Below are 16,337 nucleotides of genomic sequence, written 5' to 3' on the forward strand. Positions count from 1 at the left end.
TGAACCATGTAGACAATGTAACCTGCAAAGAATCCAATTAAGATCACGCCGTCCAGGTGACCGAGCATCATGTTTTTCCGCCAATGTAAGGATAAGCTGGCGCTGGACAACTATCAAATTCGTTCTGCGCAGGGAATCCGAAAATATTGGTTGATTATATCATTTGCACACTATATGTGTGTTGTTGGAACTGGTGAAGTCTGTCCTTTTGAAACAGGTTATCACAAGATCAGTGACATAATCCAGATAGAAAAATATCTCACCCTCTATCAATGTGCGAGGGAATGCAATGATTTTGACTCCTTTGTAAAGGTCGTGGCGTAGTTTTGTGCAATTTTTCAAATTTGCTCATTTATAGTTATAAATCGTTAATAGCGAACAATTTGTTCCAGCGAATATAATTTTGTATCATTTTCTGCGGCGTCATCTATGATCTTTTCATCAAATCCACTTTCAGAAAATAATGCATAGTAAAATTTTGCTTTTTCTTTCAATGTTTTAAGTTTTGCCAGCGTGTCAAGATACTCCGAATAGGAAAACGGTGTTCCTTTAAACTTGCATTCACCAACCAAATATTCTTTCGCATCCCTGCTTATTCCTAAAAGGTCTATCTCCGTTTCTGTAATTCGCGTACCAGCTGACACTTTTTCATCACGAACCGTTGTTTTTCCTGTCCAACGCCCCATTTTGGCATAGCGAAACGGCAAATCATTTTTCTTTTGCATCCGGCGTACAAACTCCCTGCAAACATCCTCAAACGCAAACGATGCAAACTGATGAAGTGCCGGCTGCACAACATATTCATAAACCCCTTCTACATCGCCATCTTCCAGCTGTGAAAAATTAGAAAAACCAAAAGCATACCAAAAACGGAAAAAGTTGTCCGTCAGTCGATAAGTTCCTCTATTGACGTTTGCCTGCTCTTTCACTTTAGCATCTACAGAAAATTCTCTTTCTACAATACCAAGTTCTATCAGATTTTTCAGATAAACGCTGGTTTTTGAAGAATCCTCCACCAATGATTTTTGACTGATATCATTTAATTTGGTGTTTCCAAGTGCTACCGCCTCGATAATCGAGTTATAAATCGGTGTTTCCCGAAGTTCCTGATGAAGCAAAAAATCTACTTCACTGTAAAGAATACAACCCTTTGTCAAAATATTTCGTTTAATATTTTCGTCTACAGACAGGTGTGGATTCCATTGGCGCAAATAATGTGGAATGCCTCCAAGTATCGCATAAGCAAAAATCTTGTCCCGGTCAGAGTAATCAGGGAAAAATTTTGCTGCGTCATAAAATCCCATTTCCTTCATTTTATAAATACCCGTGGCACGGCCATACAATGGATTCTTTTCTGCCAGCAATTCTTTTTCAATAAAACTCATGGCACTACCGCACAGAATAACCATTGCATTACTGTTCTTCATTTCAGTATCCCATAAATTCTGTAAAATGGACGGGATACTCTTATTGCTCCTGCACATGTATGGAAACTCATCAATTACAATCAGTTTTTTTGCATCACCATAGGGAAGATCGAGAATTGCCCGAAATGCTTTTTCCCAATCCTCAAATTCAGAAATATAATTTTTTGCCGGAATATTTTCCCTAAGCATCCTGTTCGAAAAATTACGAAGCTGCACCCGGTCTGTTGTCTGGGTACAGGAAAAGAAAACATGAGGTTTTCCTTTACAAAATTCCCGCAGTGTTTCGGTTTTTCCTACCCGTCTCCTGCCATACAGAACAATAAGCTGCCCACCTTTTTCCTCATATTTGTCATTTAAAAATTTTAGTTCTGTTTCTCTCCCAATAAACACAGAATCACCTCCATATATCAAATCGTGATTTACTAAATTGTGATTTGATATTATTATATCCATAATCTGAAAAAAAATCAAGCAAGGAGCTGTCAAATTCTCATGCTCTGAAAATACCAATTTCCTTGACAATTTTTTCTGCTAAACTATAAACGTTACTCTTGATTTCACATCCGGCCAGATGGATCTGTAATATCGCAATCTTCCTGAACAAACGCCAAAATATCTTCCACCGTCTCTTCTACCTGTTCCTGCTGCGTGATCGTGGGAGTTCCGTCTCCCTTTTGTACTCCGTAACTACCAAACTGTCCATGGCAGCCGCCTTCCAGAATCTTCTCTGTAAAATATTCCGGCAGATGACTCCGGTTTTTCTCATAGGATTCCCGGTTCAGCACACCGTCCTGCGTGCCATAGGATCATATAAATATTTACTACTTTTTCAGCAGCAAACTTATCTTATAGCATATCACGGAATCTCTCGAAAAAATATTTTTCTGTGATTTTCTTTCGGTAACAGGTTGTTCCTGAAACCATTTATTTTTCCATCCAGTTGTGCCCCTATCCTGAACTCTTCTTATATCAGATCATACAAGCAAATCTCCAACCACTGTTTATTACTTTTCGCAATAAAGGCATGGGACTTCCTTGATTTGATTAAAAAACACCCTCCGCTGCGTGATGTCTCGCGCAGCGGAGGGTGTCCCCATTCATTCCCTAAAACTGTTTTTATGCTTATACCTAGCCCTTTCCCATCTCAGCCTTCTCCGAAATTTCACAGGCAAGTCTCTATTCGTAGTCTTCGATTCTCCACTCATCCTTCCAGTCAACGAATACCATTCCGTTCGGATATTCCTCACATGGTTCTACGAAACGAAGCGGTAACCAGACGTAATCTGCGATCCGCGTCTCTTCTACCACCGGCTCTCCCATGCTCGAAAAATCAAACTCTTCCTTTTTCCCGATGAAAATAGCTTCAAACATTTTTTTGTACACATGATAATCCTTATCCATCGCATTTGGAAGCCAGCGGTCTGCGCATGCAATGTAGAGATCTTTCTTTCCCGGTACTTTAAATACCGATGAAATCTGGGAATGATAAGAAGTATCTGTTTCATCTCCCGGGTGCGGATTTCCCAGTACTGTATACGGTCCATGCCAGGTGTCTGCAACCGCAACTTCCGATGGATTTGGAAGATATCCCGTGGTTCCCGATGTAATCAGATAATGTTTGCCGTTCCGCATAAAGTGTGCCGTTGCCTCCCGGACATACGGCGGATACGGATGCGGGAAATGGGTACTGTAGTATCCGGTCACATCCGTATAGTCATCCGTCAGATCCGCGATGATCGTCTCCGAATGTACACGTTCGAACATATAGTAAGCCTTTCCATCCGGTGCTACAACCAGATCAAAATCACCGGCACTCATATTCAGTGGTCTTAAACCTTCGCGGACTTTTGTATACGGGCCAAGAAAACGGTCTGCGGTCAGAACGGTCTCATCCTGTGTGCCGTCTTTATGCATGATCTTCAGCCAGCATACATATTTTTTCGTTGCTTTGTTGTAAATAATATGCGGACGATCCATCTGCGCACTTGGATGAAGGGAAGAATTTTCATCTTCCGGTTCCGGCGGAATAATGATCCCTTCATCCTTCCAGTTGTAGAGATCTTTTGACGAATATGCTTTTACTCCCCAGTGCCAGATTCCGTTCTTTCCGTCTGTTTTTTCCTTGTTCTCGCCATAGAAATAATAGGTATCATCAATAAAAATAACGGAACCTCCGTGGGCCTGGATTCTCTTTCCTTCGGTATCCAGCCAGACCTGTCCTGGGTGAAAACTGTTGTAACTCATGTTCGTATCCTCCTTGTTTTTCGTGTTAAAACAAACATATCAGATTTTTGCCGGAAGAAAAAGTCCCTTACGGAATATTGAAACCGCAGGTCAAAAAAGTGAAAGTCCAAGACAAATTTTTTTATTTTCTCTTTCTCGTTTATCCGCTATGATAAGGTTACTTGAATGGGTCGCGACCATGCAACACTGTAATCAGTAATCTGACAAAATTGAAAGGGAGATCACAAAATGAAAAAGAAAAAAGCCCTAGCAACGATGCTTGCCGCTGTAATGGCACTTGGAATGACCGCCTGCGGTTCCACAAACACAACTTCTTCCAGTACCTCTTCCACCGATACAGCTTCCACCACAAGTAAAGAGAATACTTCATCCTCTTCCGCTGCACAGACAACGGCAGACGAGGGAGCTCCTTACGAGGTCGTTCTGGAATGGCCTGCAATCGGAAATACTCCTACAGAAGAAAATCTGCAGAAAATTGAAGCTGCCATCAACGAAGTTACGGTTCCGGAAATCAATTGTACTGTAAAACTTTACCCGGTTGAGCTGAATGACTTGAGCAATGCAAATACCCTGGCAATCTCTACCGGCGAAAAAGTAGACCTGATCGTATCCGTTAGTACCGGAGTCGGAACTCTCGTAGATCAGGGACTGATCGTTCCTATGGATGAATATGTTGATACATATGGTGCCGATATCCAGCGGAAACTTGGAGATGCTCTCTCCAATGGTATTTATCAGAATCAGCTTTATGGTGTTTCCAGTGCCTATATTCAGGCAGAATCCTATGGCTTTATTGCCAGAGCCGATCTGCTCGATGCAGCCGGTGTAGAGATTGATGAATCCAAAGTTTATACACTGGATGAATTATCCGATATTATGGATACTGTTGCAGCAACCCAGCAGGTTGGAAATGGTTTCTATATGGTAGCAAACATTAACTCAACCTCCGACATTTATACTTCCTTCTTCGGATCCGTTGATACGCTTGGTGCTTCTACCGCTTCCGGCGGTCTGCTTCTGACCGACGGTTATGATAACACAACGATCGAAAATATTTATGGCAGCGATGCTTATGCAGACTACGCAAAGACCATGTATGACTGGGCTCAGAAAGGTTATATTCCGGCTGATGCAGCTTCCAATACGGATGATGGACAGGTTCAGCTGAAAACAGGCAACTACTTCGGTGAATTCTACTGGACAACACCGGGCGGTGCCGAAGGAATTGGTGCAAACGTTGGCTATGATTTCAAAAAAATTCACCTCGCAGAGCCATGCAAAAAAACAAGTCAGAGCGTTCTTTGGAGTATTCCTACCACTTCAGAGAATCCACAGAAAGCTTTTGAGTTTTTAAATCTTCTGTACGGAGATAACGATATTGATGATACTCTGATGTTCGGTCTTGAGGGTGAAACATATCAGGTTGTAGAAGACAACGGCACGGACCGTGTCGTAAAATTTGTCGACGGCATTGATGCTGCCAGCGCTCCTTACTACTGCTATGCCGGTGTATATGGAGACCGTCTGACCTGGTCTATCTGGGAGCCAAACACCATAGATTTCAATCAGCAGTTACGTGACTTTAATGACAGCATTACTGCTGCATCTCCTGCACTTGGTTACTCCTTTGAAATCACCGACGATATTTCTTCCGCTTACTCTGCGGTATCCGCAGTTGTAAAACAGTACACACCAACCATCAGCGCCGGTGCAGCAAATCCGGACACCTATCTTCCACAGTTTATTCAGGATCTTGAAACTGCCGGCATCAATGATGTTATTGCAGAAAACCAGAAACAGTTTGATGCATGGAGAGCAGCAAAATAAATCTACCTATTGTATATTTTACAGGCCTGTGGAGAAATTCACAGGCCTGATGGAAAAAAAGGAGAATGACTCCCTATGACAAAAAAGAAAAAAATCCGCTGGAAGCAGTATCTGCCCATCTATCTGCTGGCTCTTCCAGGAATCCTATACATGATCTGTAACAACTATCTTCCCATGTTTGGCATCGTCATTGCCTTTAAAAAGCTGAATTTTGCCAAAGGTATCCTTGCCAGTCCATGGTGCGGTCTGAAAAACTTCGAATTTCTTTTTAAGAGCAGTGCTGCATTCACCATGATCCGGAACACCATCTGCTACAATGTACTCTGGCTGATTCTTGGTCATGTTCTTGCCATTGCAAGTGCTATTTTACTGAATGAAATCACCAACCGTTTCCGCGCACGTTTTTACCAGAGTGTGATTCTTTTGCCTTATCTGATGAGCTGGGTTGTTGTCAGCTATCTGGTTTTCGCCTTTTTATCCGCAGATACCGGTATGTTTAACAACTCCATTTTAAAACCTCTGGGCCTTGCTCCCATTAACTGGTACAGTGAATCGAAATACTGGCCTTTCATTCTGACCTTTGTCAATCACTGGAAAAACAATGGTTATACGATGATCGTGTATTTCGCCAGCATCGTCGGTATCAGCCAGGACTACTATGAGGCAGCCATGCTCGACGGCGCCACAAAATGGCAGCAGATCAAGCACATTACAATTCCACAGCTGGTACCTACTATCATCACGCTGATGATTCTTTCTGTCGGAAGAATTTTTGCTTCTGATTTTGGTCTGTTTTATCAGATTCCTAGAAATACCGGTGCTTTGTATAATGCAACACAGACGATTGATGTCTATGTATACAACGCCCTGATGCAGCGAAGCGACTATGGCATGGCTTCTGCCGCCAGCGTCTTCCAGAGTATTGTAGGATTTCTTATGGTTATGGTTACGAACGCGATTGTACGTAAAGTCAGCCGCGAAAACGCAATGTTTTAGTAGAAAGGAGTACGATCATGAAACATACAGACAACAAAACATGGAAAGTAGTTGCTGAAATCGTCATGGCACTCCTGTCTATTCTGGCACTGCTTCCGTTTCTCTTGCTTTTTATCTCATCCATTACGGATAATACCTGGGCTACCGCGAACGGCTTTTCCTTTTTCCCGAAAAAGCTCAGCATATTAGCTTATCAGTACATCATTAATCAGTGGACTACCATCGGTCATGCTTATCTGATGACGATCATCACAACCGTTGTCGGAACCATCATCAGTGTTCTGATCACAACCGGATTTGCTTACGCGCTTGCGACAAAAGGTCTTCCTTTCCGCGGACTTTTGAATTTCTTATGCATCTTCACTATGCTGTTTTCCGGTGGTATCGTTGCTTCCTATTACTGCTGGGTATCCCTGTTCCACGTAAGAGATACCCTCTGGGCCATGATCTTCCCGAACCTGATGATGAACGCGTTTAATGTTATTCTGGTAAAGAATTACTTTATGAACAGTGTTCCGCCATCTCTGATTGAAGCAGCCCGTATCGATGGTGCCAACGAATTCAAAATTTACCGCTCGGTTGTTCTTCCACTGTCGGTTCCGATTGTTGCAACTATCGGCCTGATGACCGCCATTGCTTACTGGAACGACTGGACCAATGGTCTTTACTATCTGACCGCCAGAAACGGACGGAATTACTATACGATTCAGATGGTTTTGAACAGTATCAATGACAGTATTCAGTTTTTGAATCAGAACTCCGATATCTCCGGTCTTTCCGGTGCACAGCTTCCTACCACAACCGTGCGTATGGCAATCGCTGTAGTCGGAATTCTCCCAATCATTCTGGCTTATCCATTCTTCCAGAAATATTTTGTAAAAGGTATTACTCTTGGAGGTGTAAAAGAATAATGGATAAAATTGCAAAAGAACTGCAACAATTAGTTGATACAAATGAAATGGCAGGCGGTGTCCTCATTGTTCGAAAAAGAGGGAACGAAATTTATCGGAACAAATGGGGATACATGGATATCGCCTCCCAGAAACCAACAGAATACAATACCATGTATTCTCTGTGTTCTATGACAAAACCCATCACATCCGTGGCAATTTTGATGTTGGAAGAACAGGGAAAACTTTCTCTGGAAGATACGATTGATACTTACATTCCGGGTTTTGTAAATGATAAAGTGTGTAAAATAGAAGTAGAAAGTGATGGCAGCTACAAACCATCTCAAAAATATCCAGCGGATATGACCCTGGATCAACTGATGGATGTTATGCATTATGTTCCTGCAAAAAGAAAATTAACTATCCGCGATCTTCTTACACACAGTTCCGGCCTTGGAATGGGCGGAATCAGTCAACACTATATGGAAAAAGTGAACAAATACGGCGACACCCTTTCCACACGCATAGAAAAATGGAAAAACTGTCCTTTAGATTTTCAACCTGGCGAAGCCACCGGTTATAGTCCTTTCGCAAACATGGAAATTCTTGGACGGATTGTGGAAATTGTCAGCAACCGGGAATTCTCAGACTTTTTAAACAAAAAAATTTTTGATCCACTGGAAATTCACGACATTACATTTCGTATGAACAACGCCCAACAGATGCGTTTTTCCTCTCTGTATAAAAGAGAACACGAAAAGCTCGTCTATGTGCCAGAAGAACAAAACGAATTTCTCAGGGAGTCTAAAGCAGGATATTATTCCGGCGCTGCAGGATTGATTGGAAGTGTGGAAGATTATGACAAATTTACCACCATGTTATCAAACGGAGGCTCATTCCATGGAGCAAGAATTTTAAAAGAAGAAACTGTTCGAAGAATCTATGAAGAAACCGGTGAACATTTACTTGAATTTCAACCAGGCATTCATTGGGGACTCGGAATGGTGGTATTCAGTCATCCCGAATTGCTGGGTGCACATGCCGGTGCCGGCACTTATGGATGGAGTGGCGCATACGGAACCCATATGTTTATTCATCCGGCAAGTGGAATATCCGCAACCTTCGGAATGAACCGACTAGATATCGGTGGTGCTGCATCACCAATTGCAAGAAAAGTAGAAGAATTAGTTTTTGATACATTCGGAGAAAACTAAAAATAGCAAAAACAACATATGATTCTTTTTTATCATCAGACATTGTTCTAAACAGATCGCCCCGAACTGCTCGCGCTACGCTTATAGCAGTTCGGGGCGATCTTATTTTATATCAAAAGATATTCGCAGTTGAAACAGGGAACTTCTTCGATTTATTTAAAAAGAATCCCGGTATTCAGAAGGTGTCACGCCATAATATTTTTTAAACGCACTAGTAAAATAAGGATAGTTGGTATAGCCCACTTCCAGTGCCACAAGATTAATCGTTGCGTCTCCGCTCTGCAAAAGTTTTCCCGCCAGTTTCATTCTCTCATCGATAATAAAGTGGCTGATCGTAACTCCTTTTTGTTTCCGGAACAGTCTGCTAAGATAGCTCAGGCTGACATGATTCTGCAGTGCAATGTTGTTGACGGAAAGTTCCGGTGAAGAAATATTTTCCAGAATATACGACACGGTAGCATCCACCATACTGCCGCTGTCGGCTCCCTGCTCCTGTGCACTCTTTTGATGGACATCCAGCCAGTGTCTTCCATATTCCTCCAACTGCATGGACTCGTATTTCTTCTGACGGCGCTCAACCGCTTTTTGAACTGCTTCTCCTATTTTATTTGCCGGCTGTGGAAACAGTACATAGTCCTGACAATCCAGGTGCAGCGCCTCCTGAATATAATCAAAATTTGCATGACAGGTCAGAAAAATAATCTCAGTAGAAAAATTCTGGGAACGAACCCAACGAATCAGAGAAATTCCATTTTCTCCCGGCATCTCGATATCGCAGAGAATGATATCGATCTCCTGATCCCGGAAGATCTCCTTGGCCTCATCTGCATTGTAGGCTGTAAAAAGCCGGAAAATGCCATATTTTTTCCAGTCAATTTTTGTTGTCAGAAATTTAATCGTCATCTCTACATCATTTACAATTAAAAGTGTCATTTTATTTTTCCTCCTGTTGCTCTTCTGGTATCGGAATTTTTACCGTAACCGTTGTCCCCTCAAACAAAGCAGAATCGTAATGCAGGGAAGCTTTTCCCCCATACAGGATTTCCAGCCTTTTCCAGGAATTATAAATGCCTACGTGCATCCGTTTCTTGTCCCGGATCGGATGTCCCTGGTTAATTTCTTCCAGCTTTCCAACTGGGATTCCGATACCATTATCTTTAATCTCAAAAACGGCCAGATCGCCCTCCCGCCTTAAGCGCAGTTCAATCATCAGATAATCGCCTTTTCGCGAAGCATGTGAAATAACGTTTTCGATAAAATTATGGATCAGCAGTGGCGGAACTTTTACTTCTTCCAGCTCCGGATCAATCTGATAATCGATCTCAAAGCTTTCCGGAAACTGAATTTCAGCCATCGCCAGATATCCTTCAATCAGAGTAAGTTCTGTGGAAAAAGGAATCAGATCTTCGGACCGGTAGATATGACGGAAATAATCGGAAAGATATAAAATCGTCTCTCCAAGAGATTCCGTTTCCTCCATCTGACTTAAAGAATACAAAAGACCTAGCGTATTCTGCAGAAAGTGCGGCCGGATCATCAGCTGGAGATTTTGAAGTTCTACCTGCTGCTTCTCCAGTGCCATCTGTTTTGTCTCAAGTTCTGCCTTCTGTTTTTTCAGTTCAATTTCATAGTTCTGGATTCTCAGTTCCTGCATTTCATCGAGCGTATGGTCAAAGGTTTCGTAGATCTGCCGGTACTCGCGGGCAACGTGATGGTTTCCGATCCGGTAAGACGTATTTCCTTTTCCGATTTCCGGGATTGCCGCAAGCAGAATTTTGAGTGGATTCAAAAGCAGGATACCAAGCACAAGTAATAAAACAGGAATCAGGATCAGATATCCAAGTGCAATGGAATAACTGTATCTCTGGAGGAAAGCCAGGTCCTGGATAACATCCGCTTCCGAAACCTCACATACCATAAAAAACTTTGGGCAAACCGGGATTTGTTTGGAAACACATACAATATTTTTATCCGGAAGTACTTCCGCTGCTTCCTTTCCCGAACTTCTGCCTTTGGGATCTTCTTCAAAAGAAATCCTGGCCGATTCATACGTTAAACCTTTCAGCAGTATTTTTTTCTGATTTGAAAGCCCAATCAGTCCGCCAAAATAAGTTTCCTTTGCATAGTGGCAGCACATAAGAAACGGCTTTTCATCAATCCAAATCAGATGCCAGGAGGATGCCTTGTTGTTGCTTACATATTCTGTAATAAAATTTTTCAGACTCTCATAGGACAGCTGATTGGCCAGTCTTCCCGGACGGGCAATCAGATAGTCCGCTTTTGTTTTTGAAAATACAAAATAGGTATCTGCGGCGGTGGATACGGTTGTATTATCGATCAGATTCTGTCCAAGGAAAAACTTGTTCAGCTGATATTCATCCCACGACTCTTGCTGTGGGAGTGCCGTATAGTATGCATTATTTGACACTACCTCACCCATATACCGGTTGGTCTGTGTGATACGCTCCGAAATGTCTGTGCCAATCAGTGCCAGAAGATTCTGAACAGAAGTCTCCGCCTGCACGTTCAGCGCCTTCACCGACTGCCTGGCCGCATGGATATACAACAGATTCATCGGTAAAATGGTAATAATCAGAATTCCAAAAACAATCATCTGGATTGAAAAATTAAAATGTTTTTTCTTCTTTTTTATCAAAATGTTTCCCCTCCTTGATTTGCCATAAATAGCCGCTCACGTTTTTTCGATGATGAGCAGCAGATACGTCTACCATCTCCAGTTTATAGTATAGCAGATTCTCTCCTGCAATTCGCATATAATCTTTTGACCTGCCATTACACTTTTTTGTCCAAACCTCTTTCTCCACCTTAACAATGAACTTTCTGATATGATATAATGCGTATATGCAATGAGCAGTGCCCCTGAAAATAGAATACAAAATGACTGCTTGCAGGCATCTTTGTATTTTACTTTCAGGGGATAGGGCGAATGCCCGTCAGTCCGGAAAACCTATGATTTTTCGGACATGCACTGCGGACTGAAGCATTCACGATATAATGAGAGGAACCAACAAAAATAAACTGTGGGAGGTTTTTACAAATGGATTTTACAGCAAAATGGATCACCGGCCCGGCAAAGATTGACCGGGACAGCGAAGTAGCACCGTATCTTTTCCGCAAACAGGTCACTTTACCGGCAAACGTAAAAAGTGCTGTACTGTACGCCACCGCGCTTGGCGTATACAGTATCTTTGCAGACAATCACAAAATTTCAGACACCTACTTTGCTCCTGGATACACCGAATACAGCCAGCGGCTGCAATACCAGGAATATGATGTTACTTCTCTTCTTTCCGGAAAAAGCAACTTTGTACTGACAGCCGAGCTTGCCGACGGATGGTATGCCGGCCGGCTGGGACTCTGCAATATGGAAAACCGCTATGGCGAAAAACGTGCGCTTCTGGCAGAACTTCATGTTACCCTTACAGATGGCAGTGAGCAGATCATCCCAACCGATACTTCTTTCGAAGTAACAACCGAAGGACCACGCCGCCATGCGGGCTTTTTCGATGGTGAAGTGTACGATGCCCGGCTGGAAAACAAAATCCCCGCGGATTCGTTTGTGCCTGCTTCCGAATATACCGGCAAAGTGCCACCGCAGATCGTTCCGATGCAGGGCGTGCCGGTTCGGCTGCACGAACAGGTAAAGCCAAAACGAATTTTCAAAGACCGCGATGGCATCACGCTGATCGATTTTGGCCGGAACCTGGCCGGTATTGTAAAGATTGGACCTCTTACTGCAAAAGAGGGACAGCAGATTGTCATTCACCATGGCGAGCTGGTACAGGACGGCAAGCTGTACACCGGCAATCTCCGCACGGCGAAACAGACTCTCGTTTACACCTGCAAAGAAGGCGTCAACGAATATCTGCCGGAATTCTGCTACATGGGATTCCAGTATATTTCCGTAGAAGGCATAGATGTGACCGAAGAAAATATCTGTGCTTATGAAATCTACTCCGATATGGAAATGATTGGCTCTTTCACCTGCTCCGCCGAACGGATCAACCAACTCCAGCGCAATATTGTCACAAGCTTAAAAGCAAACTTTATCGACATCCCGACCGACTGCCCGCAGAGAGACGAGCGCTGCGGATGGACCGGCGATATCGCCGCTTTTGCTCCGACCGCTGCCTTTAATATGGACATCACGCAGTTCATGAAAAAATGGCTGGGTGACCTTGCGATTGTACAGAAAGAAGTCGGTGTCGTTCCGTGGATCTGCCCGAGCAACAACTTTATCTATGACCGTACTTCTACTTTCTGGGCAGAAATTTACGATCAGTGCGATGCCCTCTGGGGCGATGCCGCAACGCTGGTTCCGTGGGCTGTTTATCAGTCTTCCGGTGACGTTTCCGTTCTGGAACAGCAGTACGAAAGTATGAAAGCATGGGTCGATACCGAAAAACGATTAGCTGATATTGTGGAGGAAGACAGCCCACGCTACATCTGGAAACATGGCATGCAGCTGGGCGACTGGCTGGCTCCGGGCAAAGATATGCACGGCTGGACAGCTTCCGCAAAATGGACTTCCACCGCATACTTTGCCAACTCCGCACATATTGTCAGCGAAGCTGCCGCAATTCTTGGAAAAACCGAAGATGCTGCTGCCTACGATGCCCTGTTCCAGACCATCTGTCAGGCATTCCGCGACAACTTTGTAGAACCGGATGGACATATCACCGATGGTTTCCAGAGTATCTACGCACTTGCCCTGCGTTTCGGCCTGCTGCTTCCGGAGCAGCGCCCGCGCGCTTTACAGGATCTTCTGGATGACATCAAAGCCCGCGACAATCATCTGGGAACCGGCTTTGTCGGAACCGCAGAACTTCTTGCTGCACTTTCCGATGAAGGCAAAACACAGGAAGCCTACGATCTGCTGTTCCAGGATACCTGCCCGTCCTGGCTCTATCCGGTCAGCTGTGGCGCTACTTCTTCCTGGGAGCGGTGGGATTCTCTGTGCCCGGACGGAACCGTCAACAACTCCGATGACGGCCCGAAAGATATGGTATCTTTCAACCATTATGCCTACGGTGCTGTCGGTAACTGGCTGTACACCCGCGTCGGCGGCCTTTCCATGGCAGATCCGGGCTACAAGACATTCCGTTTTGCTCCTGTAATCGGCGAACAGCTCGAGTTTGCCGAAGTTTCGCACACCTGCCCATATGGAACCATCACCTGCCGCTGGGAAAAAGATTCCGCAGCTGCACATGGCTATATCATGAAATTCCATGTGCCGGAACAGACACGCGCCATTGTAACCTGCCCGGATGGAGTGGTTCGGGAATATGAAGGCGGAGATTATACCATCGCCTGAAATGTGTTGAACTTTAAGCTTTACGGTACGAAACGGGATAGGCTTTCAGATTATATGACAGCCTATCCCGTTTCATATTTTTTATAAGAATCCCCACAAAAACAGCCACTGTCTGTTAAATTTTTTTCTCCACTATATTGCATTATGATATAGCCTGTGTTATGATCTACTCAACAAGGAGGTATTCTTATGAATCCACAGCTAAAAAAAGGAGTCCTCGAGCTCTGCGTTCTCTCCCAGCTTACCTGTAAAGACAAATACGGCTACGAGCTGACTGATGCGATTTCGCAGGAAATGTCCATCGCCGCCGGCACGCTCTACATGATTCTGAAGCGCCTGAAAGAAGCCGGTTACGTTGAAACCTATCTGCTGGAATCTGCCTCTGGCCCGGCGCGGAAATATTATCACCTTACTGATGCTGGTAAACTTTATCAGCAGGAGAAAAAGCAGGAATGGCTTGACTTTATCGGACAGGTCAACCGGTTATTATCTGACTGCTAAAATTTTATAGAACCAACCATATATTTGTGTGTTTCCGCAGGAAAATAGAAAAAGTCTCCAAACATACAGCATACCAAAATTTTTTTTGAAAAGGAGCGTGTTATATTTTATGTCATTCAATACAACCACTTACGAATCCTACATGCATGCATTAAAAAAAGGCCTGGAATCTTTTGATTCCGCACTGGCCGATGAAATTATCCATGATTTTGAATCCCACTTTGCGGATGCCCGCAGCCAGGGACTTTCCGACGAAGAAATCTGCGCTGAACTCGGCGATGTAAACGATGTTCTCACATTTTTCCGCCAGGAATATGCCACGACAGAACAGCCAGTCGCCCGCACCGAAGCAAAAACTTCGAATGCAGAAGGACATCTTTCAACCTCCACATCCACCGGATCTGCATCCCAATCCAGTTCCGCTCTGCCGGATATCAATGCACAGCTCTCGCAGGAGCCGCAGTATTCCTATCCTTCGGATCCCGCTGCTTCCATCACCCGCATGGAAATCGTTCTGCGAAATGCCTCTGCTTCTTTTATTCCAGGCACTTCCGCCTGTGTTTCTTTTGACTGTACCAGAGAACTGGATCCAGACCGGTTTGAAGTTGGCGTCGATGGCAATACTTTCTATTTACGCGAAAAGAAAATTTCTGCTGCTGTATTCTGGAAACACTTTTTCTATACCGGCCAGAAAACAGAAAAATTCATCTTTCAGGTACCATCCACGGTTCAGCAGATTACGCTGCGTTCTGTAAATGGCGGAGCCGAGCTGAATCATCTTTCACTGGAAAAACTGGAAATTTTTTCCACAAACGGAAAGCTGGTCTGCAATTCTCTTACCGTATCCGACTGCCATTTGCAGGCAGCCAATGGGAAACTGGTTCTTACAGACGTACAGGCCGACAGCCTCGAGGCTTCCGCCACAAACGGAAAACTGCAGGCATCTGCCAGCTGCTCCCGCGCTGTTTTAAACGGAGTCAACGGCACCGTCCTGTTCGAAGGAACATGCAAAGAATCCCTGCAGGCCAAATCGGTCAATGGGTCGGTAAAACTGTATCTTCCACATGATCTATCCGGTACCGCTGTTTCTGCATCGACGGTAACAGGAAAGATTCGTCTTACAGAAAACGGAAAGACTTCTTCTTTTTCCAGGCACTTTACCCAGAAAAGTGATGTTTCCTCACGCACGATCCAGGCAAGTACTGTGAACGGGAATGTTACACTTTCCGATCAGCCGGATAAGGATTGATTTTTATCCCGCATTGTAAATTCAAAAATTTTTCTTAAAGAGGTTCAAAAATGGCAAAATTATATTTTCGCTACGGCGCAATGGGCAGCTCGAAATCTGCCAATATTCTGATGGTGCGTTATAATTATGAGGAACGGGGACAATATGCCGTACTGTTGAAACCTAGAACCGATAACCGCGATGGCGAGCACAGACTCGTTCCCGCATCGGTCTGTCTGCTGGTGTGGAAAACGCGCACAGTGCAACACCCGTTATGCCAACGGAAAAATCGTGCGCGAAGGTGCCCAGATCATGCTCAGTTCCAACGAAAGCTATGTGGCACTCTGCCGGAAACATTACAAGGAAGGAAAACTCTGGTTTTCTGGGCATTCTGATCCTGCTGATATTCCCGGAACAGACAATCCCATTCATCGAGTAAAATAGCAAAGGATAGCTTTATTTCGCTTTCTTCTTCTCTCTTTTTCGGAAAAGACAGACGCATAAAACAGCAAAAACAACCGCTGCAGCAATCAGTACCGGCCATACCGGGATTGGACAGACGCTGGCGCTGATTAATTTCAGTCCCTGGTAAAGGGTGTACACACCAAAGACAGAGAAAATGACAAATGCCAGTGTATTCAGCAGCCCATCCGGTGTCTTGCTCTTTAAGAGGTA

12 protein-coding genes and 2 pseudogenes are annotated in these 16,337 nt (G+C 44.1%); 8 read left to right on the forward strand and 6 right to left on the reverse strand.

The features are described 5' to 3' along the window. Nucleotides 1-368: 368 nt before the first annotated feature. From DWY63_RS17575 to DWY63_RS17585, 3 genes and pseudogenes are all read right to left on the reverse strand, one after another. Nucleotides 369-1,817: an ATP-binding protein gene (locus DWY63_RS17575; protein ID WP_117802731.1), complete on the reverse strand. Its 1,449-nt coding sequence runs from the start codon at nucleotides 1,815-1,817 to the stop codon at nucleotides 369-371. Between the two features lie 167 nt (nucleotides 1,818-1,984). Continuing rightward, nucleotides 1,985-2,218 (reverse strand): annotated as a pseudogene (locus DWY63_RS17580) (alpha/beta hydrolase); the annotation flags it as partial. A gap of 385 nt (nucleotides 2,219-2,603) precedes the next feature. Further along, complete coding sequence (locus tag DWY63_RS17585; RefSeq protein ID WP_117802733.1) at nucleotides 2,604-3,671, reverse strand: family 43 glycosylhydrolase; 1,068 nt, start codon at nucleotides 3,669-3,671, stop codon at nucleotides 2,604-2,606. 228 nt (nucleotides 3,672-3,899) lie between these two features. Between DWY63_RS17585 and DWY63_RS17590 the strand changes: the two genes are divergently transcribed. From DWY63_RS17590 to DWY63_RS17605, 4 genes are all read left to right on the forward strand, one after another. After that, nucleotides 3,900-5,498 carry an ABC transporter substrate-binding protein gene (locus tag DWY63_RS17590; protein WP_117802734.1) on the forward strand — a complete coding sequence of 533 codons (1,599 nt, stop codon included), beginning with the start codon at nucleotides 3,900-3,902 and terminating at the stop codon, nucleotides 5,496-5,498. Nucleotides 5,499-5,573: 75 nt separating this feature from the next. Beyond that, the gene (locus DWY63_RS17595; RefSeq protein ID WP_117802735.1) at nucleotides 5,574-6,494 is read left to right on the forward strand and encodes an ABC transporter permease; all 921 of its coding nucleotides are present in this window, start codon (nucleotides 5,574-5,576) and stop codon (nucleotides 6,492-6,494) included. A 17-nt stretch (nucleotides 6,495-6,511) separates the two neighbouring features. Next, nucleotides 6,512-7,405, forward strand: a complete 894-nt coding sequence (locus DWY63_RS17600; protein ID WP_117802736.1) for a carbohydrate ABC transporter permease — start codon at nucleotides 6,512-6,514, stop codon at nucleotides 7,403-7,405. After that, nucleotides 7,405-8,598: a serine hydrolase domain-containing protein gene (locus DWY63_RS17605; protein ID WP_117802737.1), complete on the forward strand. Its 1,194-nt coding sequence runs from the start codon at nucleotides 7,405-7,407 to the stop codon at nucleotides 8,596-8,598. The genes DWY63_RS17600 and DWY63_RS17605 overlap by 1 nt, the downstream gene beginning before the upstream one ends. 156 nt (nucleotides 8,599-8,754) lie before the next feature. On the opposite strand, the gene DWY63_RS17610 is transcribed toward DWY63_RS17605, so the two are convergent. Both DWY63_RS17610 and DWY63_RS17615 read right to left on the reverse strand, forming a co-directional pair. Beyond that, on the reverse strand, nucleotides 8,755-9,531 hold the full coding sequence (locus tag DWY63_RS17610) for a response regulator transcription factor (RefSeq protein ID WP_117802738.1): 777 nt from the start codon (nucleotides 9,529-9,531) through the stop codon (nucleotides 8,755-8,757). A gap of 1 nt (nucleotide 9,532) precedes the next feature. Continuing rightward, nucleotides 9,533-11,254, reverse strand: coding sequence for a sensor histidine kinase (locus DWY63_RS17615; RefSeq protein WP_117802739.1), 1,722 nt, complete (start codon nucleotides 11,252-11,254; stop codon nucleotides 9,533-9,535). A 402-nt stretch (nucleotides 11,255-11,656) separates the two neighbouring features. Between DWY63_RS17615 and DWY63_RS17625 the strand changes: the two genes are divergently transcribed. From DWY63_RS17625 to DWY63_RS19000, 4 genes are all read left to right on the forward strand, one after another. Then, nucleotides 11,657-13,933 carry an alpha-L-rhamnosidase gene (locus DWY63_RS17625; protein WP_117802741.1) on the forward strand — a complete coding sequence of 759 codons (2,277 nt, stop codon included), beginning with the start codon at nucleotides 11,657-11,659 and terminating at the stop codon, nucleotides 13,931-13,933. Between the two features lie 189 nt (nucleotides 13,934-14,122). Then, nucleotides 14,123-14,434, forward strand: a complete 312-nt coding sequence (locus tag DWY63_RS17630; RefSeq protein WP_117802742.1) for a PadR family transcriptional regulator — start codon at nucleotides 14,123-14,125, stop codon at nucleotides 14,432-14,434. Between the two features lie 109 nt (nucleotides 14,435-14,543). Next, on the forward strand, nucleotides 14,544-15,683 hold the full coding sequence (locus DWY63_RS17635; RefSeq protein ID WP_117802743.1) for a DUF4097 family beta strand repeat-containing protein: 1,140 nt from the start codon (nucleotides 14,544-14,546) through the stop codon (nucleotides 15,681-15,683). Between the two features lie 180 nt (nucleotides 15,684-15,863). Further along, nucleotides 15,864-16,106: a hypothetical protein gene (locus tag DWY63_RS19000; RefSeq protein WP_334294741.1), complete on the forward strand. Its 243-nt coding sequence runs from the start codon at nucleotides 15,864-15,866 to the stop codon at nucleotides 16,104-16,106. 12 nt (nucleotides 16,107-16,118) lie between these two features. On the opposite strand, the pseudogene DWY63_RS17645 reads toward DWY63_RS19000, so the two are convergent. Continuing rightward, nucleotides 16,119-16,337: pseudogene (locus DWY63_RS17645) on the reverse strand (TMEM165/GDT1 family protein); the annotation flags it as partial.

Source organism: Blautia sp. AF26-2 (genome assembly GCF_003460955.1).
Taxonomy (GTDB): Bacteria; Bacillota; Clostridia; order Lachnospirales; family Lachnospiraceae; genus Fusicatenibacter; species Fusicatenibacter saccharivorans.